General features: G+C 70.8%; 19 protein-coding genes. 16 read left to right on the top strand and 3 right to left on the bottom strand.

The genetic code is table 11. From position 1 onward, the window contains the following. Nucleotides 1–282, top strand: coding sequence for a hypothetical protein (locus tag AB0F81_RS05465; protein WP_360191341.1), 282 nt, complete (start codon nt 1–3; stop codon nt 280–282). Nucleotides 283–327: 45 nt separating this feature from the next. Next, complete coding sequence (locus AB0F81_RS05470) at nt 328–819, top strand: hypothetical protein (protein WP_360191344.1); 492 nt, start codon at nt 328–330, stop codon at nt 817–819. A 3-nt stretch (nt 820–822) separates the two neighbouring features. On the opposite strand, the gene AB0F81_RS05475 is transcribed toward AB0F81_RS05470, so the two are convergent. After that, a complete protein-coding gene (locus tag AB0F81_RS05475; protein ID WP_360191346.1) occupies nt 823–1,788 on the bottom strand; it encodes an ATP-binding cassette domain-containing protein in 966 nt (321 codons plus the stop codon). A gap of 29 nt (nt 1,789–1,817) precedes the next feature. Between AB0F81_RS05475 and AB0F81_RS05480 the strand changes: the two genes are divergently transcribed. The 4 genes from AB0F81_RS05480 (at nt 1,818) to AB0F81_RS05495 (ending at nt 6,706) form a co-directional block, all read left to right on the top strand. After that, on the top strand, nt 1,818–2,513 hold the full coding sequence (locus tag AB0F81_RS05480) for an ABC transporter permease (protein ID WP_360191402.1): 696 nt from the start codon (nt 1,818–1,820) through the stop codon (nt 2,511–2,513). Next, a complete protein-coding gene (locus AB0F81_RS05485; protein WP_360191348.1) occupies nt 2,510–3,226 on the top strand; it encodes an ABC transporter permease in 717 nt (238 codons plus the stop codon). Before AB0F81_RS05480 ends, AB0F81_RS05485 begins: the two co-directional genes overlap by 4 nt. Nucleotides 3,227–3,367: 141 nt before the next feature. After that, nucleotides 3,368–4,366: a glycine betaine ABC transporter substrate-binding protein gene (locus AB0F81_RS05490; RefSeq protein ID WP_360191351.1), complete on the top strand. Its 999-nt coding sequence runs from the start codon at nt 3,368–3,370 to the stop codon at nt 4,364–4,366. Nucleotides 4,367–4,444: 78 nt separating this feature from the next. Further along, entirely contained in the window at nt 4,445–6,706 is a 2,262-nt protein-coding gene (locus AB0F81_RS05495) for a hypothetical protein (RefSeq protein ID WP_360191354.1), read from the top strand. 107 nt (nt 6,707–6,813) lie between these two features. On the opposite strand, the gene AB0F81_RS05500 is transcribed toward AB0F81_RS05495, so the two are convergent. Further along, entirely contained in the window at nt 6,814–8,001 is a 1,188-nt protein-coding gene (locus AB0F81_RS05500) for an NADH-quinone oxidoreductase subunit D (protein WP_360191357.1), read from the bottom strand. A 12-nt stretch (nt 8,002–8,013) separates the two neighbouring features. Further along, nucleotides 8,014–8,985 carry an SAM-dependent methyltransferase gene (locus AB0F81_RS05505; RefSeq protein WP_360191406.1) on the bottom strand — a complete coding sequence of 324 codons (972 nt, stop codon included), beginning with the start codon at nt 8,983–8,985 and terminating at the stop codon, nt 8,014–8,016. A gap of 161 nt (nt 8,986–9,146) precedes the next feature. Here AB0F81_RS05505 and AB0F81_RS05510 point away from each other — a divergent pair, with 161 nt between their 5' ends. The 10 genes from AB0F81_RS05510 to AB0F81_RS05555 form a co-directional block, all read left to right on the top strand. Next, the gene (locus AB0F81_RS05510) at nt 9,147–10,007 is read left to right on the top strand and encodes a Rossmann-like and DUF2520 domain-containing protein (RefSeq protein ID WP_360191360.1); all 861 of its coding nucleotides are present in this window, start codon (nt 9,147–9,149) and stop codon (nt 10,005–10,007) included. After that, nucleotides 10,004–10,837 carry a pantoate--beta-alanine ligase gene (panC, locus tag AB0F81_RS05515; protein WP_360191363.1) on the top strand — a complete coding sequence of 278 codons (834 nt, stop codon included), beginning with the start codon at nt 10,004–10,006 and terminating at the stop codon, nt 10,835–10,837. The genes AB0F81_RS05510 and panC overlap by 4 nt, the downstream gene beginning before the upstream one ends. Continuing rightward, a complete protein-coding gene (panD, locus tag AB0F81_RS05520; protein WP_360191366.1) occupies nt 10,838–11,266 on the top strand; it encodes an aspartate 1-decarboxylase in 429 nt (142 codons plus the stop codon). It abuts the gene before it with no gap. 81 nt (nt 11,267–11,347) lie between these two features. Beyond that, nucleotides 11,348–12,241, top strand: coding sequence for a septum formation family protein (locus AB0F81_RS05525; RefSeq protein WP_360191369.1), 894 nt, complete (start codon nt 11,348–11,350; stop codon nt 12,239–12,241). A 62-nt stretch (nt 12,242–12,303) separates the two neighbouring features. Beyond that, nucleotides 12,304–13,950: an L-aspartate oxidase gene (locus tag AB0F81_RS05530; protein ID WP_360191372.1), complete on the top strand. Its 1,647-nt coding sequence runs from the start codon at nt 12,304–12,306 to the stop codon at nt 13,948–13,950. A gap of 73 nt (nt 13,951–14,023) precedes the next feature. Next, complete coding sequence (gene nadC / locus AB0F81_RS05535; protein WP_360191375.1) at nt 14,024–14,881, top strand: carboxylating nicotinate-nucleotide diphosphorylase; 858 nt, start codon at nt 14,024–14,026, stop codon at nt 14,879–14,881. 46 nt (nt 14,882–14,927) lie between these two features. Next, nucleotides 14,928–15,686 (top strand): type III pantothenate kinase, encoded by a 759-nt coding sequence (locus tag AB0F81_RS05540; protein WP_360191378.1) that lies wholly within the window; start codon nt 14,928–14,930, stop codon nt 15,684–15,686. 94 nt (nt 15,687–15,780) lie between these two features. Next, nucleotides 15,781–17,289 (top strand): lysine--tRNA ligase, encoded by a 1,509-nt coding sequence (gene lysS, locus AB0F81_RS05545; protein WP_360191381.1) that lies wholly within the window; start codon nt 15,781–15,783, stop codon nt 17,287–17,289. A 103-nt stretch (nt 17,290–17,392) separates the two neighbouring features. Further along, complete coding sequence (locus AB0F81_RS05550) at nt 17,393–17,749, top strand: Lsr2 family protein (RefSeq protein ID WP_360191384.1); 357 nt, start codon at nt 17,393–17,395, stop codon at nt 17,747–17,749. 408 nt (nt 17,750–18,157) lie between these two features. Further along, a partial coding sequence (locus AB0F81_RS05555; protein ID WP_360191387.1) for a Clp protease N-terminal domain-containing protein occupies nt 18,158–19,758 on the top strand: 1,601 nt, incomplete at its 3' end.

Here is a 19,758-nt window from a genome sequence, read left to right on the forward strand (position 1 = left end):
ATGACCACGCCCAGCTTCGCCGAACTGGACGCCCTGCCCACCGAGGTGCTGCGCGAGCGCGCTTTCGCGAAGGCACGCGAGCACCACGACATCAAGTTCTACTGGTCGGTGGTGCGCCACCTGCCGGACGCCGACGAGGCCGCTGCCCTCGACGGCGCGCCCAACTCGATCGGCCCGACGGTCGACGAGGCGGTCGCGCTCTGGCGTGAGCTGGAAGGCCGCGACCTCGGCGAGCAGGAGCCCCTGCTGCGAGCGGCCTTCATCGACTACCTGAGTAAGTGACGCTCGTCGTTTGAAGCCGTGGCCCCCTGGGGCAATAGCGGGGCCATGGCTCTCGGCAATCGATATAAGACCGCACCGGGTGCGGGCACCCTTGCCGCCCTGGTCCTCGTACTCGTCTTCGGCAGCCCGTGGTACTCGGACTGGGCGCTGGAGAACACCGATCCGGAGACGGCCGGCGGCTGGTGGCTACGGCTGCTGGCCTGGCCGTACTGGAGCTTCGACTCCGACGACGCGCTGCGCGACGTGATCGTCGGCGACCTCAAGGCCATCCTGGTGGTCCTGCTGACCCTGCTCTTCCTCGTCCTGCTGCCCGGCTCCCAGCTGGCCCGGGCGCGCGGCACGATCAGCCAGTTCTTCGCCGGCTGGGCCGCGTACATCTTCGCGGGTGGCTTCGCCGCGCTGCTGGCCACCCTGTTCCTCACCAACCCCTCACTGCTCGGCGCGTTCCGGGCGGCCGGCTCCGGCGCCCAGTACGGCCTCTTCGTCGGCTGGATCGTCGGCCTCGCCAGCCTGGGTGGCTGGCGCGGCACCCGATGAGGGTCAGACCGTCGCGGGAACCTCGAAAACGGCCGCCCGGGAGACTGTTCCCACCGGGCGGCCGTCCTGCGTCACCAGGACGGTCTCGGTCGCGTCGGTGAGCATCACGGCGAGCGCGTCGTGCAGGGTGGCGGACACGTCCACGCTCGGCAGGCTGTCGGTGGCGGCGCCGTCGTACGGGGTCATCACGTCACGGACCGCGGTGACCGCGAGCCGGCGGATGCCCCGGTCGGCGCCGACGAAGTCGCGGACCTCCGGCGACGCGGGACTGCTCAGCAGCTCGGCCGGCGGGGCGAACTGCAGCAGCCGGCCGCCCTCGGCGAGCACCGCGATCCGGTCGCCCATCCGGACCGCCTCGTCGATGTCGTGGGTGACCAGCACGATCGTCTTGCGGACCGCCGCCTGCAGCCGGAGGAACTCCTCCTGCAGCCGGGCGCGCACGATCGGGTCCACCGCGGAGAACGGCTCGTCCATCAGCAGCACCAGCGGGTCCGCGGCGAGCGCCCGAGCCACCCCGACCCGCTGGCGCTGACCGCCGGAGAGCTCGTGCGGGTACCGCTTGCCGTAGCGCGCCGGGTCCAGGCCGACCAGGTCCAGCAGCTCGTCGGCGCGGGCCTCGACGCGTTTGCGGTCCCAGCCGAGCAGCCGCGGCACGGTGCCGACGTTGGCCCGGACCGTGTGGTGCGGGAAAAGTCCCACGTTCTGGATGACGTAGCCGATCTGCCGGCGCAGCTCCACCGGGTCCTGCTCGAGCACGTTGCGGCCGTCGATCGAGATCACGCCGCTGGTCGGCTCGATCAGGCGGTTGATCATGCGCAGCACGGTCGACTTGCCCGAACCGGACGGGCCGATCAGGACGGTGAGCTCGCCGGCCCGAACCTCGAGACTGAACCCGGAGACGGCGGCGGTGCCGTCCGGGTACACCTTGCCGACGTCCTCCAACGTGATCGATGCCGAGGTAGCGTCCACGTATGCCCTTCCTGTCGTGGGGCCCGGCGCTGTTCACGCCGGTCGCCGCACCCGCCGATGACGGCCCGGGGAACCCGTGGTTCTCCTGGCGGTATGTCCAGGAGAACGCCGACACGCTCGGCGCCGCGCTCACCTTCCACGCGGGACTGACCGCCCAGACGGTCCTCATCGCGTTCGTGGTCGCGTTGCCGCTCGCCGTCGCCGCCTACTGGATCAGACCGCTGACCGCGCCGATTCTCGCACTCTCCGGCGTCCTCTACACGATCCCTTCGCTGGCACTGCTCGCGCTGCTCGCCCCGCTGGTCGGCACGACCACCACCACCTCGGTTCTGATCGCCCTGGTCATGTACGCGTTGCTGGTGCTCGTCCGCAACGCGCTGGCCGGGCTCACCCAGGTGCCGGCCGAGGTGCTGGAAGCGGCGTCCGGCATGGGATACGGGCGGCTGGGCCGGTTGTGGCGGGTCGAACTGCCGCTCGCGCTGCCCGGCATCGTCACCGGCGTCCGGCTGGCGACGGTCTCGACCGTGGCGTTGGTCACGGTCGGCTCGCTGATCGGTCAGGGCGGCCTCGGTGACCTGATCCTGAGCGGCTTCCGGAACAACTTCTACAAGGCGCAGATCATGACCGCGGCCCTGCTCTGCGTGGCCCTGGCCCTGGTGCTCGACCTGCTCCTGGCCGGTCTCGGCCGCTTGCTGACCCCGTGGAGCCGGGGGCGGGCCGCGTGAACTACTTCCAAGAGGGCTTCGTCTGGCTCAACGACCCGCTCAACTGGACCAACCCGGGTGGCCTGCTCGACCGGCTCGGCGAGCACCTGGTGATCAGCTTCTGGGCGGTCGTGCTCGGCTGCCTGGTCGGCTGGCCGATCGGCATCTGGCTCGGGCACCGCGGGCGTGGCGGCGGCGCGGTCATCACCGTGGCCAACCTGACCCTGGCGATCCCGACCCTGGCCCTGCTGACCATCCTGCCGCTCACGCCGCTCGGCTTCGGCAAGCCGCCGGTGGTGGTGGCGCTCGCCGTCTTTGCGATCCCGCCGCTGCTGGCCAACGCCTACACCGGGCTGCGGTCGGTGGACCCGGAGACCCGGGACTCGGCCCGCGGCATGGGGCTGTCCGGCGGGCAGCTGCTGCGCCAGGTCGAGCTGCCGCTGGCGGTGCCGTACCTGGCGGCCGGGCTGCGGACGGCCGCGGTCCAGGTGGTCGCCACCGCGGCGCTGGCGGCGTTCGTCAACGGCGGCGGGCTCGGGCAGATCATCAGCGCCGGGTTCGGCATCGGGATGAGCAACGGCGGTGGCGGTCAGATCGTCGCCGGGGGCATCGCTGTGGCGTTGCTCGCACTTATCGTCGAGGGCCTGCTCGCGGTGGTCCAACGCCTGGTCACGCCACCTGCGCTCCGGGTGCGGGGCAGGCGTACGCAGGCTGCGGCGGCACCCGCCGCATAACGCTCCCGCATCGGAATGATGATCTTGTCATACCTTGCGGGTAGGAATACCTGAGAACCGTTAACGGGCGTCGCAATTCCGGCTGCCCGTCGGACACGCGGCGCGGCCATCCGGGCCCGCCGGGACACAGAAGGCGGCAGTATGCGCAAGACTCTTTTCCGTACGGCCGGCGCACTCGCCGTGGCCGTCGTCCTCGCCGGTTGTGGTGACGCCGGCTCTTCCGGCACCGAAGCCCCGCCGTCGGCGGCCGCCGCGGGCCAGGGCTGTGCTCCGGTCGCCGGCGACACGCTGGTCGTGCTCGACGACGACAAGAAGCTGCAGAACACCGACAACGTCATCCCGGCCGTCAACAAGAAGGCCGCCACCCCCGAGCTGATCGCCGCGCTGGACAAGGTGTCCAACGCGCTCGACACCACCAAGCTGATCGAGCTCAACAAGGCCGTCGACATCGACCGCAAGTCGTCGAAGGCGGCCGCTCAGGAATTCGCCACCGCCAACAACCTGACCGCCGGCATCGCCAAGGGCCCCGGCGGCAACATCACCGTCGGCGCCGCCAACTTCAGCGAGAGCGCGACGCTCGGCGAGCTCTACGGCATCGCCCTGACCGCGGCCGGCTACACGGTCAAGGTGCAGCAGATCGGCAACCGCGAGCTCTACGAGCCGGCGCTGGAGAAGGGCGACATCCAGGTCGTCCCGGAGTATGCCGCCACCCTGGCGTACTTCCTGGCCGGCAAGGTCGAGGGCAAGGACGCCAAGGACCCGTCCTCCTCCGACCTGAACACCACGGTCACCAACCTGAAGGCTCTCGGTGAGAAGACCGGCCTCGCCTTCGGCGCGGCCAGCCCGGCGCAGGACCAGAACGCCTTCGCCACCACGCAGGCCTTCGCCGACAAGTACGGGGTGAAGACCCTCTCCGACCTGGCGGCCAAGTGCTCCGGCGCGGCGACTGTGCTGGGCGGCCCGGCCGAGTGCCCGCAGCGGCCGAAGTGCCAGCAGGGTCTCGTCGAGACCTACGGGTTCCAGGCCGGCAGCTTCAGCACGCTCGACGCCGGTGGTCCGCTGACCAAGACCGGTCTGAAGCAGGGCACGATCTCGGTCGGCCTGGTCTTCAGCTCGGACGGCGCACTGGCAGCCGGCTGACCTGACTCCCCCCGCCGGGTTTCACCCGGCGGGGGGACCGGGGGAACGGCCGAGCTCCAAAACTGTCTGTGCCGTCCGGTGTTCGGCCGTTTCGCCTCAGGCGCACTCTCGGTAACATCTGCGCCCATGCCGGAACGGGACTCCCCAGTGGGACACAACGCACGGCTGCTCCGTGGCCTCATCTGGGCAGGCGTGATCCTCGCCCCGCTGGCTCTCGCGGTGGTGCTGATCGGCGACGCGTCCAACTCGGTGCGCTTCGCTGTGCTGCTGATCGCCGTCAGCGTCGTGCTGATCGGAGCGTCGATGCTGGTCCGCAACGATCCCGTGCTGCTCGGCATGGACGTGGACGACCGCGTCGCCGAGGAGATGGAGGCGTTCCGGCGGGAGATCCGCGCCGAACTCGCCGCCGTCGCCGCCGGCCCGGAGGCGGCACACCCGCCGCTGAACCCACGCAAACCCGGCGGCCGCGCGCAGGTGGCGGTCGCATCGCCAGACGCTGGTTACCCTGCGCAGTCCGGGCACGATGCGGAGGGTGGTTTCGGTCCGGGCGGCTACGACGCGGGCTTCGGCCCTGCTGAATACGCTGCCGGCCCGGACGGTTACGGCCCGAACGGGGCTGCTGCCGGGCCGGCCTTCGGCCCGGACGCGGGGCCGGGCTTCGGCCCGGAGGGCTCGGGCTTCGGCCCGGACGGGTCTGCTGCTGGTTCCGGCTTCGGCCCTGACTCTTCTTACGGCCCGGATGGCTCGGGCTACGACCTGGCCGGATCTGCTGTGGGCGCGGGTTACGGCCCGAACTCGTCCTACGGGCCTGAGTCCGGATACGGCCCGAACGGGCCGGGCACGGGCTACGGTCCGGACGCCTCCGGCGCCGGCTACGGCCCCGATGGTTCGGATGCCGGTTACGGCGGTGACTCTTCCTACGGCCCGGACGGGCCTGGTGTGGGTCCGGGCTACGGTCCCGATTCTTCTTACGGCTCCGACGTGAGCCCGTCCCACGGCCCGAGCGGCGGCTTCAACGCCCATCCCGGCCCGGCCTTCGCCGCGGATGCCGACTCCGGCTATGACGGTGAACCGGGCTACGCGGCTCCGGGCGGCCGGCCGGACCAATACGGATCCGGCGAGTACGGCCATCGCGGTGGCCCGGCTGCGCGGCCGACGAACCCCGGCCGCAGCACCGGGGGACGTGCCTCGGTTCCCGGACCGGCGCAGCCGGTTTCGCCGGCGCGTGCGCCGGGCGTCGCCCCGGCCGGGCGGGCCTCCGCCGCTGTCCCGGCTGCCGGCTCCGCTTCGGTGCAGCGGTCGGCTCCGCCGGCCGGTGCGGGTTCCGCCGCGGTAGGCGGCTCGGCCCGCGTGCCCAACCAGGGCACGATGCCGGGTCAGGCCGGGATGTCGGCCCGGGGTGCGACACCTGGTCAGGCTGGGATGAACGGCCAGGGCGCGATGCCGGGTCAGGCTGGGATGAACGGCCAGGGCGCGATGCCAGGTCAGGCTGGGATGCAGGGCCAGAGCCCGATGCCGGGTCAGGCCGGGATGCCGAGTAAGGGTGTTATGCCCGGTAAGGCCGCAGTGCCTGGTCAGGGCGCTAGGACCGGCTCCGCTCCGGTTTCGGGCCACGGCCCGATGCCCGGCTCCGCGCCGGTCGCTCGCTCGGCCGCAGTGCCCGCCCCGGGTGGTCCATCGGTCCGGCCCCGTGCCGCAGCCGCGGTGCCGTCCCAAGGCACGGTTTCACCCCGTGCGGCTGCCGCCGTGCGGCCAGGCCCTCACTACGGCCCGCCGGACACGTCCCCCGGCGACTATGGCCCGGCCAGCGACTACGCGGACGGTAACGGCTACGACTACCAGGGCTACGACCAGCCGGAAAACGGCTACCAGGACGCTGACGCGGCGGGCCACTACGGCGACGACGGCCAGGCAGCCGGTTACGGCAATGACGGCCAGGCAGGCGGCTACGGGAGCGACGGCCAGGCAGGCGGCTACGGCAACCACGGCCAGGCGGGCGGCTACGGGAGCGACGGCCAGGCAGGCGGCTACGGCAACCACGGCCAGGCGGGCGGCTACGGGAGCGACGGTCGGTCGGGTGGCTATGGAAGCGGCGGCCAAGCGGGCGGTTACGAGAAGAGCGGCAGCTACGGAGGCGGCGGCCAGGCCGGCGGCTACGAGGGCGGCGGCCAGGCGGGCGCGGGCGGCTACGGGGACGACGGTTACGGCGCCAACGGCCACCAGGTGGCGGGGCAGTCCGCCGACCAGCCGGGCTACAAGGCACGCCGGCACCGCCCCTCGGCCAATGACACCAATGTCGGGACGCTCGCCGACTTCGCCTCCTACGGCGGCTACCAGTAGGCGTTGCACGGGTGCAGGTCGCGCGGACGTGAGCAGCTGGCAGGGGCGTAGGCAGCCAACAGACGTTGCGCGGCCGTAGGCAACGAGCAAGCGCCAACCCAGGCGCGCTATTTGTCGATGTCGCCCACGACGAAGAACATCGAGCCCAGGATCGCGATCAAATCCGGCACCAGGCAGCCGGGGATCAGCGTCGCCAGGGCCTGCACGTTCGCGTAGGACGCCGTGCGCAGCTTGAGCCGCCACGGGGTCTTCTCGCCGCGGGAGACCAGGTAGTAACCGTTGACGCCGAGCGGGTTCTCGGTCCAGGCGTAGGTGTGTCCCTCCGGCGCCTTGACCACTTTCGGCAGGCGCACGTTGACCGGCCCGCCGGTGCGGTCCACCCGGTCGAGGCACTGGTCGATCAGGTCGAGCGACACGAAGACCTGCTCCAGCAGCACCTCGAAACGGGCGTGACAGTCGCCCGCCGTCCGCGTCACCACGGGCACATCGAGCTGGTCGTAGAACAGGTACGGCTCGTCCCGGCGTACGTCGAAATCCAGGCCACTGGCGCGCGCGACCGGACCGGAGGCGCCGTAGGCGGCCGCCTCGGCGGCGGTGAGGACGCCGACGCCGACGGTGCGGGCCAGGAAGATGTCGTTCTTGTGGATGATGTTGTCGAGGTCGGGCATGCGCCGGCGCACCGCCGCGACCGCCTGCCGGGCCCGTTTCGTCCACCCGGCGGGGACCTCCTCCTTCAGCCCGCCCACCCGGTTGAACATGTAGTGGATGCGGCCGCCGGAGACCTCCTCCATGACCGCCTGCAGGGTTTCCCGCTCGCGGAAGGCGTAGAACATCGGCGTGATCGCGCCGATCTCCAGCGGGTAGGAGCCGAGGAACATCAGGTGGTTGAGCACCCGGTTCAGCTCGGCCAGCGCCATCCGCAGCCAGACCGCCCGCTCGGGCACCTCGATGCCCATCAGCCGTTCCACGGCCAGCACGACGCCGAGCTCGTTGGAGAACGCCGACAGCCAGTCGTGCCGGTTCGCCAGCATGATGATCTGCCGGTAGTCGCGGACCTCGAAGAGTTTCTCCGCGCCGCGGTGCATGTAGCCGACGATCGGCTCGCAGGCGACGACCCGCTCGCCGTCGAGGGTGAGTTTGAGCCGGAGCACACCGTGCGTGGAGGGGTGTTGCGGCCCGATGTTGAGAACCATGTCGGCCGTGTCCAGGCCGGCGCCGGTCCCGACCGTCATCTCCTGGACGGCCGAGCCTTCAGTCCGCTTTTGGGCGGGGGGCGGGGTGGTTGGATAGGCCATCAGAGCATGGTGTCAGACAAGCGGCACATTCACGCCGACGGTGTGCCAGAGCCACCAGTGCTCGCCCAGCCCGGCCGGGTCGATCAGCTCGCCGGCGGCGCCGGCCGCGGCGAGAGCACGCAGGTACGCCGCCGGGTCCGTGCGGGCCAACCCCAGCGGTGGCCGGGCGCCGTCGACACCGAGCGCTTTCAGCGCCGCACGCTGGCGGACCATTCGGTACGGGACTCCCGCCGCGACCGCCACCGCGTCGATGGCCACGTGTGCCGTCACGTCGCAGCTCCCGTCCGGGACCGGCGGCACCTGCCGGCCGTCGCGATATCCGGTGAGCGTGCCGAACGCCGGCCGTTCCGCACGCTGGTGCCCGTAGTCGACGCAGAGGGCGGCACCCCGGCGTACCGATGCCACCGCGTCCGCCCAGGCGGTGTCCCGCGGCCAGCCGATCTCGATCCGCCCCGGCTCCGGCCACCAGCGGCTCAGCCAGAACAGGTCGGCCGGGTCGGCGGGTGGCCCCAGCGTCTCGGCGCCGGTGGCCCGGTCCACCAGCACCTTGCGCAGCCGCCCGGCGTCGTCCGTGTCGACCACGTCGAGCGGCACGTTGTCCAGCCATTCGGTGGCGATCAGCAGCCCGGTCACCGGCTCCGGGATGTCGCGCCGCCAGCGGATCGCCGGGTCCAGCCCGTCCGGCCGGGGAACCACCTCGACGCCGACCGGCCGGACCCGCCGGGCCAGATCGTCAGGCATCAGCCGGCGCAGGACGGTGAGCAGCTCACCGCGCCCGGCACCCACGTCGACCAGGTCGAACGTCTCCGGGTGGCCGAGGGCCGCGTCGACGCGTTCGAGCAGCCGCAGCACGGCGCCGGCGAACAGCGGGGAGGCGTGCACGCTGGTGCGGAAGTGGTCGGCCGGGCCGCTGCGGGGCCGTACGAAAAAGCCGCCGGACCCGTAGAGCGCCGCCTGCATCGCGAGCCGCCAGCCGATCGCCACCATGGGAGTCAGCGTAGGCAGCGCCTCAGGACCGCCCACCCCCGGCCGAACGGACGGGGGCGCGTGATCCATCAGATAGGCCCTAGGGGTTGCGACGAACGTGTGATTCCGGCGCATACTGGCGCTCGACCGGTACCCCGACTCGAGGACTGGATCCACAGATGAATGCTCTGACCGTCGGCGTCGTCGGCGCCGGCCGGGTGGGTGCTGTGCTCGGCGCGGCCCTCAGCTCGGCCGGGCACCGGGTGGTCGCCGCCGCTGCGGTGTCCGCCGCCTCCCGTGAGCGGGCCGCGCGCCTGCTGCCGGACGCCGCGATTCTTCCCGCTGACGAGGTCGCTCGCGCCGCCGAGGACCTGCTTCTACTCGCCGTACCCGACGACGCCCTGGCCGGGGTGGTCGCCGGCCTGGACCAGACCGGCGCGCTGCGTGCCGGCCAGATCGTGGCGCACACCTCAGGGGCTCACGGACTCGCCGTTCTGGGCGATGTGAACGGCATGGCACTGCACCCCGCGATGACCTTCACCGGCGCGGACTCCGACCTGGACCGGCTGCCCGGCATCGCCTGGGGGGTCACCACGCCGGACCGGGCCTTCGCCACCCGGCTCGTCGCCGACCTGGGCGGGGTGCCGGAGTGGGTGGCCGAGGACGCCCGCCCGGTCTACCACGCGGCGTTGGCGCACGGCGCGAACCACCTGGTCACGCTGGTCAACGAGGCGGCCGAACTGCTGCGCTCGGCCGGTGTGGAACGGCCCGGCCGGGTGCTGGAGCCGCTGCTGACCGCGGCGCTCGACAACGCACTGCGGATGGGCGACGCGGCACTGACCGGCCCGGTCTCCCGGGGTGACGCCGGCACCGTCGCCAAGCACCTGAACCGGATTCCGGCCGACGCCGTCCCGGCCTACCTGGCGATGGCGCGCCGGACCGCCGACCGGGCGATCGCCTCCGGACGGCTCCGGCCGCAGGACGCTGCCGCGCTGCTCGACGTCCTTGCCCGTACCGCTGTGACGATGGAGGCCCGATGACCTCGCTGGTGCACACCCGTGCCGAGCTCGCGTCCGTGCTGGACCTGGCGCAGGGTGAGATCGCGGTCGTGATGACCATGGGCGCGCTGCACGAGGGTCACCGGGAGCTGATGCGCCAGGCTCGTAAGCGGTCCGCGTTCGTGCTGGTCACGATCTTCGTGAACCCGCTGCAGTTCGGCCCGAACGAGGACTTCGAGAAGTACCCGCGGACGCTCGACGCCGACGTGGCGGCCTGCGCGGCCGAGGGTGTGGCGGTGGTCTTCGCCCCGGGTCGCGACGACGTCTATCCCGGTGGCGCGCCGTCGATCACGATGCACCCGGGGCCGCTCGGCGACATCCTCGAGGGGGCGAGCCGCCCGGGCCACTTCTCCGGGATGCTGACCGTGGTCGAGAAGCTGCTGATGCTGACCCGTGCGGACGTCGCGTACTTCGGGGAGAAGGATTTCCAGCAGCTCGCCCTGATCCGGCGCATGGTCGACGACCTGGAACTCGGGGTGGAGATCGTGGGCGTGCCCACCGTACGCGAGCCGGACGGCCTGGCCCTGTCCAGCCGCAACCGCTATCTCACGCCGGACCAGCGCCGGGCCGCGCTGGCGCTCTCTCGCGCTCTGCGCGAGGGCGCAGCGCGCAGCGACCCCGAGTCGGTCCTGGCCGCAGCTCACAAGATCTTGGCAGAGGAGCCAGACGTACGCGTGGACTACCTCGCCCTGACCGGTGCGGATCTCGGTTCCGCCCCGGACGAGGGTGAGGCGCGTCTGCTCGTGGCAGCCAAGGTCGGCACCACCCGTTTGATCGACAATGTTCCGCTCCGTCTCCAGAAGGGCGCCTGAATGCTCCGCACCATGCTCAAGTCGAAGATCCACCGCGCCACCGTCACGCAGGCCGACCTGCACTACGTCGGGTCGGTCACCGTCGATGAGGACCTGTTGGAGGCGGCCGATCTGATCCCCGGCGAGCAGGTGGCGATCGTCGACGTCACGAACGGGGCGCGGCTGGAGACCTACGTGATCCCGGGCGAGCGGGGCAGCGGCGTGATCGGCATCAACGGCGCCGCCGCGCACCTGGTGCACCCCGGTGACCTGGTCATCCTGATTTCCTACGGGCAGATGGAGGACGCCGAGGCGCGGGCGTACCGGCCGCGGATCGTGCACGTGGACGCCGCTAACAAGATCATCGAGCTGGGCGCGGACCCGGCCGAGGCGGTCGCCGGAATGGCCGACGACCTGGTTCGGGGGGATCTCACGCTGAGCGCCCGCTGACTTTCCGGAACGCCGCCGGTATCCGTACCGATCATCCTATGATCGACAAACCGGACACCGGCGGCTCGGGAGGCGGGGTTCATGCGCAGATGGGGACTGGCCGCCGCGAGCCTGCTGCTGGCCGCCGCGGGCTGCGGCGACGCCGGTGACGTCGACGGCGACCTGACCAACAACTGGGGCGCCATGGCCGCGGCGAGCGGCTTCCAGCCGGCCGCCGAGACCTGCCACCTCTCCAACTTCGCCAAGGCCGGGCCGCGGGCCACCTACGAAGAGGTCGACTGCGACGTCCTGCACCGCACCGAGACCGTTTTCGTCGGTGAGTTCAAGACCGACGCCGCGGAGCCGCCGGACAACACCTCCAAGGCGGCCCGCGCGGCCTATCAGACCTGCGATACCAAGACCACCGAGTACGTCGGCGGCCCGTGGCGGCACGCGCGGCTCTGGATCGGGGTCACCCACCCGTCGCCGGCCGCGTGGACCGGTGGCGCCCGCTGGTTCCGCTGCGAGGTCGTCGAACTCGACTCGATCGAGGACGACGGCGCCCTCGTCCAGCGCCAGGGCAGCCTGCGCGGCGCCCTCGTGAACGGCACCTCCGACCTGATGCTGACCTGCTACGCCATCAAGCTGGACGACGCCGGGGCGATCGACACCATGCCCCCGGCCGAGTGCACCGACGAGCACGACGCCGAGTTCGCCGGGATCTGGAACGCGCCGGCCAAGGCCTCCTACCCCAAGGGCGACACCGCCTGGGAGGAGTTCCACGAGGGCTGCCGCGGCGTGGTGGCGGACTACGTCGGGGTGCCGAACGACAGGGACCTCCAGTACCGCACCGGCGTGGTGTCACTGCCCGGCAACGCCGACGTCTGGGCGCAGGGCGACCACGGCGTGCGCTGTTACCTCTGGCTCGAGGGGACCGCGCTGAAGTCGTCGCTCAAGGGCAAGGGGACGAAAGCCCTTCCGGTCCAGTACAAGTAACGATGACCACTGATGGTGCCCCCGCCGCGACTGACCCGTGAACGCGGAGTGTACTGAAACACATGTCACCTCTCGCGGATCTTCCGGCGCTGCCCCGCCGGCTCGCCGCAGCTGAGCCGGGCTGGACCGAGACCACCGACGTCCTGGTGGTCGGCTCCGGCATCGCCGGCCTGACCGCCGCACTGCACCTGCGCGAGCACGGCCTGCACGTCACCGTCGTCACCAAGGTGAACATCGACGACGGGTCGACCCGCTGGGCGCAGGGCGGGATCGCGGCGGTGCTGGATCCCCTGGACACCCCGCAGGCGCACGCCTACGACACCGAGATCGCCGGAGTCGGGCTCTGCGACCCGGAAGCGGTGCGGGTCCTGGTCGAGGAGGGCCCGGCGCGGATCCGCGAGCTGATCCGCCGCGGCGCCGAGTTCGACCGCAACCCCGACGGCTCCCTGATGCTGACCCGCGAGGGCGGCCACCGCGCCGACCGCATCGTGCACGCGGGCGGCGACGCCACCGGCGCCGAGGTGCAGCGCGCCCTGCACGAGGCGGTCCGCCGCGACCCGTGGATCCGGCTGGTCGAGCATGCCCTGGTGCTGGACCTGCTGCGGGCCGCGGACGGCCGGGCCTGCGGGCTCACCCTGCACGTGCTCGGCGAGGGCAGCGAGGACGGCGTCGGCGCCATCCTGGCCCGGGCCGTCGTGCTGGCCACCGGCGGGATGGGCCAGATCTATTCGTCCACCACCAACCCGTCGGTCTCCACCGGCGACGGCGTCGCCCTGGCGCTGCGGGCCGGGGCCGAGGTGACCGACGTCGAGTTCGTCCAGTTCCACCCCACGTCCTTCGTGAGCGGGACGGTCAACTCGGTGCAGCGCCCGCTCATCTCGGAGGCGCTGCGCGGCGAGGGCGCCCACCTGGTCGACGAGAGCGGCGAGCGGTTCATGGTCGGGCAGCACGAGCTCGCCGAGTTGGCGCCCCGGGACGTGGTCGCCAAGGGCATCTACCGGGTGCTGCGGGCGACCGGCGCCGACCATGTCTACCTGGACGCGCGGCACCTCGGCAAAGAGTTCCTGGAGGGCCGCTTCCCGACCATCATGGCGTCCACCCGGGCCGCCGGGGTGGACCCGGCCACCGACCTGATCCCGGTGGCGCCGGCCGCGCACTACGCCTCCGGCGGGGTCCGCACCGACCTGCACGGCCGCACCAGCATCCCGGGGCTGTACGCCTGCGGCGAGGTGGCCTGCACCGGCGTGCACGGCGCCAACCGCCTGGCAAGCAACTCGCTGCTGGAGGGCCTGGTCTTCGCCAAGCGGATCGCCGACGACGTGGCCCACGACCTGCCCCCGCAGTCCGAGCCGGTGCGCGCCGCCGCCGCATCCGCCTGGGTGGCCGACCCGGCGATCCGCGCCGACCTGCAGCGCGCGATGACCCGCGGCGCCGGGGTGCTGCGCTCCGCCGACTCGCTCGCCACCGCCGCCAAGGAGCTGACCCGCCTCTCCGAGCAGCGGTCCAAGCCGAACACCGCGGCCTGGGAGGCGACCAATCTGCTCACCGTGGCGGCCGCGCTGGTGGCCTCCGCGCAGAGCCGGCGGGAGACCCGCGGCTGCCACTGGCGCGAGGACCACCCGACGGCGGCCGACGAATGGCGCGGCCACCTGCTCGACGCCGTCTCGCCCGACGGCCGGCTGACCCAGACCTTCCAGGAGATGGCGTGACCGCCATCCCTCCGTGTGGATCTCGGGTGCGGATCGCACCCGAAATCCACACACTGCCTTCAGGGAGCACCGCGTGAACGAGTACGGATTGGCCCTCGCCGAGATCGAGCGGATCGTCCTGACCGCGCTGGCCGAGGACCTCGGCACCCCGCCGGTCGACGTGACCAGCGAGGCCACCATCCCGGCCGACCAGGTCGACACCGCCGAGCTGGTGGCCCGCGCCGACGGCGTGGTGGCCGGCCTGCCGGTGGCCGCCGAGGTCTTCGCGGTGACCTCCACCGGCGCGGCGACCTTCGAGCAGATCGCGAACGACGGCGACCAGGTACGCCGCGGGGACGTGCTCGCCGTGATCGCCGGGCCGACCCGGGCGCTGCTGACCGCCGAACGCACCGCCCTCAACCTGATCTGCCGGATGTCCGGGGTCGCCACGCACACCCGCCGGTGGGCGGATCTGTTGGCCGGCACCAAGGCGACCGTGCTGGACACCCGCAAGACCACGCCCGGGCTGCGCGCGCTGGAGAAGTACGCGGTGCGGGTCGGCGGGGGCACCAACAAGCGGATGGGCCTCTACGACGTCGCGATGATCAAGGACAACCACAAGCTGGCGGCGGGGAGCATCAGCGCCGCGTACCGGCTGGTGCGGGAGACCTTCCCGGACGTGGCGGTGCAGGTCGAGGTGACCACGCTGGCCGAGGCCGAGGAGGCGGTGGAGGCGGGCGCCACCTTCCTGCTCTGCGACAACATGACGCCGCAGGCGCTGGCCGAGGTGGTCGCCGCGGTCGGGGACCGGGCCGAGCTGGAGGCCACCGGCAACCTGACGCTGGAGACGGCGGCCGCGTACGCCGCGACCGGGGTGGATTACCTCTCGGTGGGCGGGCTGACCCACTCCTCGCCGATCCTGGACATCGCCCTGGACCTCCGGCCGCGCTGAGCCCCGTACACAATGGGGCTCTTGATTTTGATTTTTAGGGGCGGTCGTGCTGCTTTGCATTGACATCGGCAACACCAACACCGTGCTGGCGACCTTCGACGGCGACAAGCTGGTGCACAACTGGCGGATCAAGACCGATGCCGCGTCGACCGCCGACGAGCTGGGTCTGATGTTCCGCGGCCTGCTCGCCGGGGACGCCGTGGAGATCACCGGCGTGGCGGCCTGCTCGACCGTGCCGGCCGCGCTGCGCAACCTGCGCACGATGCTCAAGCGCTACTACGGCGACCTGCCCAACGTGATCGTCGAACCGGGGGTGAAGACCGGTGTGCAGCTGGCCATCGACAACCCCAAGGAGGTCGGCGCCGACCGGGTGGTGAACACCCTGGCCGCGCACGCCCTCTACGGCGGACCGTCGATCGTGGTCGACTTCGGCACCACCACGAACTTCGACCTGATCAGCGCGAAGGGTGAGTTCCTGGGCGGCGCTTTCGCCCCCGGGATCGAGATCTCCTTCGACGCGCTCGCCGCCCGCGCCGCCCAGCTGCGCAAGGTCGAGCCGACCAAGCCGCGCTCGGTGATCGGCAAGAACACCGTGGAGTGTCTGCAGGCCGGCCTCTACTTCGGCTTCGGCGGGCAGGTGGACCGGATCGTCGAGCGGATGATCGAGGAGATCGGCCCGGTCCGGGCGGTCATCGCCACCGGCGGCCTGGCCTGGCTGGTGAAGGACGAGTGCCACACCATCACCGCGCACGAGCCGATGATCACGTTGATCGGCCTGCGGATGGTGTACGAGCGGAACGTCTGACGCGTTATGCGGTTTTTAATTCGGTTTTCCGCCCCGGTAAGACACTGAGTACCCTTTCCAGGACTCTTTCCCGCCATCCACAGGAAGACGTGCCGTGACCGAGCAGAACACGCCAGCGACCGACCCCGCCGAGGACCTTCCCGAGCAGATGCGGGTCCGCCGGGGCAAGCGGGACCGCATGCTGGCCGACGGCGTCGCGCCCTACCCGGTCAACGTGCCCCGGACCGCCGAGCTGGCCGAGATCCGCACCCGCTACGCCGACCTGGAGACCGACACCGCCACCGGCGACCACGTGTCGGTCACCGGCCGGGTGATCTTCATTCGCAACGGCGGGAAGCTCTGCTTCGTCACCCTGCGCGCCGGCGACGGGACCGAGCTGCAGGCAATGCTCTCCCTGGACAAGGTCGGCGCCGAGGCGCTCGACGACTGGAAGCGCCTGGTCGACCTCGGTGACCTGGTCGCCGTCACCGGTGAGGTGATCACCAGCCGCCGCGGCGAGCTTTCCGTTCTCGCCGATTCCTGGACGATGAGCGCCAAGGCGCTGCGCCCGCTTCCGGTCGCGCACAAGCCGCTTTCCGAGGAGACCCGGGTTCGGCAGCGTTATGTCGATCTGATCGTCCGGCCCCAGGCGCGCGAGGTGGTGCGTACTCGGTCCACCGTGATCCGCAGCCTGCGCGAGTCGCTGTTCCGCCGCAATTATCTCGAGGTGGAAACGCCCATGTTGCAGTTGCTGCACGGTGGCGCGGCCGCTCGCCCGTTTGTGACGCACAGCAACGCACTGGACACTGATCTTTATCTGCGGATCGCTCCGGAACTATTTTTGAAGCGCGCCGTGGTCGGCGGCATCGAGCGGGTCTTCGAGATCAACCGCAACTTCCGGAATGAGGGCATGGACTCCACGCACTCGCCGGAGTTCGCGATGCTCGAGGCCTATCAGGCGTATGCGGACTACAACGTGATGCAGCAGCAGGTGCAGGAGTGGATTCAGGAGGCCGCGTTCGCCGTCTCCGGATCGCACGTGGTGACCCATCACGACGGCACCGAGTTGGACCTGGGCGGCGAGTGGGCGCAGATCACCCTCTTCGGCTCGGTCTCCGAGGCGCTCGGCGAGGAGGTCACCGTGCGCACCGACCTCGCCCAGCTGCAGCGGTACGCGGAAAAGGTGCAGCTCTCGGTGGACCCGAAGTGGAGTGCCGGAAAGCTGGCCGAGGAACTGTTCGAGCACCTCGTGCAGCCGACCCTGCAGGCGCCCACGTTCGTCCGGGACTACCCGGAGGAGACCGCCCCGCTCACCGCGCCGCACCGGGAGACGCCCGGCCTGACCGAGAAGTGGGACCTCTACGTCGCCGGCTTCGAGTTGGCCACCGCGTATTCCGAGCTGGTCGACCCGGTCATCCAGCGCGATCGCCTGCAGGCACAATCCCTGCTCGCGGCCGGTGGCGACGCCGAAGCGATGCAGCTCGACGAGGATTTCCTCCGGGCCATGGAGTACGGAATGCCGCCCACCGGTGGCATGGGAATGGGAATCGACCGGCTGTTGATGGCGCTCACCGGCCTCGGCATTCGGGAAACGATCCTCTTCCCGTTGGTCCGGCCGGAGTAGCCACTCGTCATTATCTCCCCCGCCATTGACGGGCTATGCGTCCCTGGCGTTATTGTCTTCCCATTGCTGGGGAGAGAACCTGTGTTCGGGAGGATAACCGCGCGTGGCCAAGCAGATCATTCACAAGCTGGTCGATGACATCGATGGCGGCGACGCCGACGAGACCGTGAAGTTTGCGCTCGACGGCATTCAGTACGAGATCGACCTCTCGGAGAAGAACGCCGCGAAATTGCGGGAGGTGTTCGAGCCCTACGTCGACGCCGGCACCAAGGTGGCTCGCGGTGGCGTCGTCGTCGGCGGCCGCGCGGCGCGCGGCCGGGGTGGGGCGACCGCCGACCGGGAGCAGAACAAGGCAATCCGCGAGTGGGCGAAGAAGGCGGGGAAGGACATCTCCGACCGGGGCCGGATCCCGCAGGAGATCGTGGACGAGTTCCACGCGAAGGGACCGGGACGGGCCTGAACGGCCGTCCCGGTCCTGCCCTTCGCCTTCGGCTCCGGTCGTGGCCGGGCTTACTTCGGATGCGGCGGGGCTTCCCGGCTGATGAGGGCGCGCTGATCAAGTGATCGGCGCGCCCTCTCGGCGTATCTGTCCCCAGGTTATCCACAGGGATCATGGACGTTATCCACAGCCTGTGGATCGTGGGGATTTCGCTGTACGCGTACACGTTCGGGTGGGGGAACAGCCGTTGAGCGTGCGAAGTTGGCTAAATCAACGTTGCGGATCGTTTCGAAGGGCTGCGAGGGCCCAGCGGAGCCCGTCGGCGGCGATAGAGTTACAGCACGGGCATCACCGATGCCCGTGCGCTGGCCCCGCCAGCTGTTGAGACAGGCTCAGCATTGGCGCACGGCACGTGAGGAGCACGAGGGCATGTTCGAGCGGTTCACCGACCGAGCGCGACGGGTTGTCGTCCTGGCCCAAGAAGAGGCCCGGATGCTCAACCACAACTACATCGGTACTGAGCACATCCTGCTAGGCCTGATTCACGAGGGCGAAGGCGTTGCCGCGAAGGCTCTGGAGAGCCTCGGCATCTCCCTCGAGGGAGTGCGGCAGCAGGTCGAGGAGATCATCGGTCAGGGCCAGCAGGCGCCGAGCGGGCACATCCCGTTCACGCCGCGCGCCAAGAAGGTTCTTGAGCTCTCCCTGCGGGAAGCTCTCCAGCTGGGCCACAACTACATCGGCACCGAGCACATCCTGCTCGGCCTGATCCGCGAGGGTGAGGGCGTCGCCGCCCAGGTGCTGGTCAAGCTCGGCGCCGACCTCAACCGGGTCCGCCAGCAGGTCATCCAGCTGCTCTCCGGATATCAGGGCAAGGAGCCGGCCGCGGCCGGCACGGCCACCGGTGAGGCGGCCCCCTCCACGTCGCTGGTGCTCGACCAGTTCGGGCGCAACCTGACCCAGGCCGCCCGGGAGGGCAAGCTCGACCCGGTCATCGGCCGGGAGAAGGAAATCGAGCGGGTCATGCAGGTGCTGTCGCGCCGGACCAAGAACAACCCGGTGCTGATCGGCGAGCCGGGCGTCGGCAAGACCGCCGTCGTCGAGGGCCTGTCCCAGTCGATCGTCAAGGGCGAGGTGCCCGAGACGCTCAAGGACAAGCAGCTCTACACGCTCGACCTGGGTGCGCTGGTCGCCGGTTCCCGCTACCGCGGTGACTTCGAGGAGCGCCTGAAGAAGGTACTCAAGGAGATCCGCACCCGCGGCGACATCATCCTGTTCATCGACGAGATCCACACCCTGGTGGGTGCGGGTGCCGCCGAGGGCGCGATCGACGCCGCGTCGATCCTCAAGCCGATGCTGGCTCGTGGTGAGCTGCAGACCATCGGCGCCACCACTCTGGACGAGTACCGCAAGCACCTGGAGAAGGACGCCGCGCTCGAGCGCCGCTTCCAGCCCATCCAGGTCGGCGAGCCGTCCCTCGCGCACACCATCGAGATCCTCAAGGGCCTGCGCGACCGTTACGAGGCGCACCACCGGATCAGCATCACCGACGCCGCCCTGGTGGCCGCGGCGACGCTGGCCGACCGCTACATCTCGGACCGGTTCCTGCCGGACAAGGCGATCGACCTGATCGACGAGGCCGGCGCCCGGATGCGTATCCGCCGGATGACCGCGCCGCCGGACCTGCGCGACTTCGACGAGCGCATCGCCCAGGTGCGCCGCGACAAGGAGTCCGCGATCGACGCGCAGGACTTCGAGCGTGCCGCGCAGCTGCGCGACAAGGAGAAGACCCTGCTGGGTCAGAAGGCGCAGCGGGAGAAGGAGTGGAAGGCCGGCGACCTGGACGTGGTGTCCGAGGTCGACGACGAGCAGATCGCCGAGGTGCTGGGCAACTGGACCGGCATTCCGGTCTACAAGCTCACCGAGGAGGAGACCTCCCGGCTGCTGCGCATGGAGGATGAGCTGCACAAGCGGGTCATCGGCCAGGAGGACGCGGTGCAGGCGGTCTCCAAGGCGATCCGGCGGACCCGGGC

It is taken from the genome of Actinoplanes sp. NPDC024001 (genome assembly GCF_040638955.1).
GTDB lineage: Bacteria > Actinomycetota > Actinomycetes > Mycobacteriales > Micromonosporaceae > Actinoplanes.

Excerpts from the sequence above, each read along its gene's own strand:
- panC (WP_360191363.1), top strand. The coding sequence starts at position 10,004 with ATGACCTCGCTGGTGCACACCCGTGCCGAGCTCGCGTCCGTGCTGGAC.
- AB0F81_RS05465 (WP_360191341.1), top strand. The coding sequence starts at position 1 with ATGACCACGCCCAGCTTCGCCGAACTGGACGCCCTGCCCACCGAGGTG.
- AB0F81_RS05490 (WP_360191351.1), top strand. The coding sequence starts at position 3,368 with ATGCGCAAGACTCTTTTCCGTACGGCCGGCGCACTCGCCGTGGCCGTC.
- AB0F81_RS05530 (WP_360191372.1), top strand. The coding sequence starts at position 12,304 with ATGTCACCTCTCGCGGATCTTCCGGCGCTGCCCCGCCGGCTCGCCGCA.
- AB0F81_RS05470 (WP_360191344.1), top strand. The coding sequence starts at position 328 with ATGGCTCTCGGCAATCGATATAAGACCGCACCGGGTGCGGGCACCCTT.
- AB0F81_RS05500 (WP_360191357.1), bottom strand. The coding sequence starts at position 8,001 with ATGGCCTATCCAACCACCCCGCCCCCCGCCCAAAAGCGGACTGAAGGC.
- AB0F81_RS05525 (WP_360191369.1), top strand. The coding sequence starts at position 11,348 with ATGCGCAGATGGGGACTGGCCGCCGCGAGCCTGCTGCTGGCCGCCGCG.
- AB0F81_RS05510 (WP_360191360.1), top strand. The coding sequence starts at position 9,147 with ATGAATGCTCTGACCGTCGGCGTCGTCGGCGCCGGCCGGGTGGGTGCT.
- panD (WP_360191366.1), top strand. The coding sequence starts at position 10,838 with ATGCTCCGCACCATGCTCAAGTCGAAGATCCACCGCGCCACCGTCACG.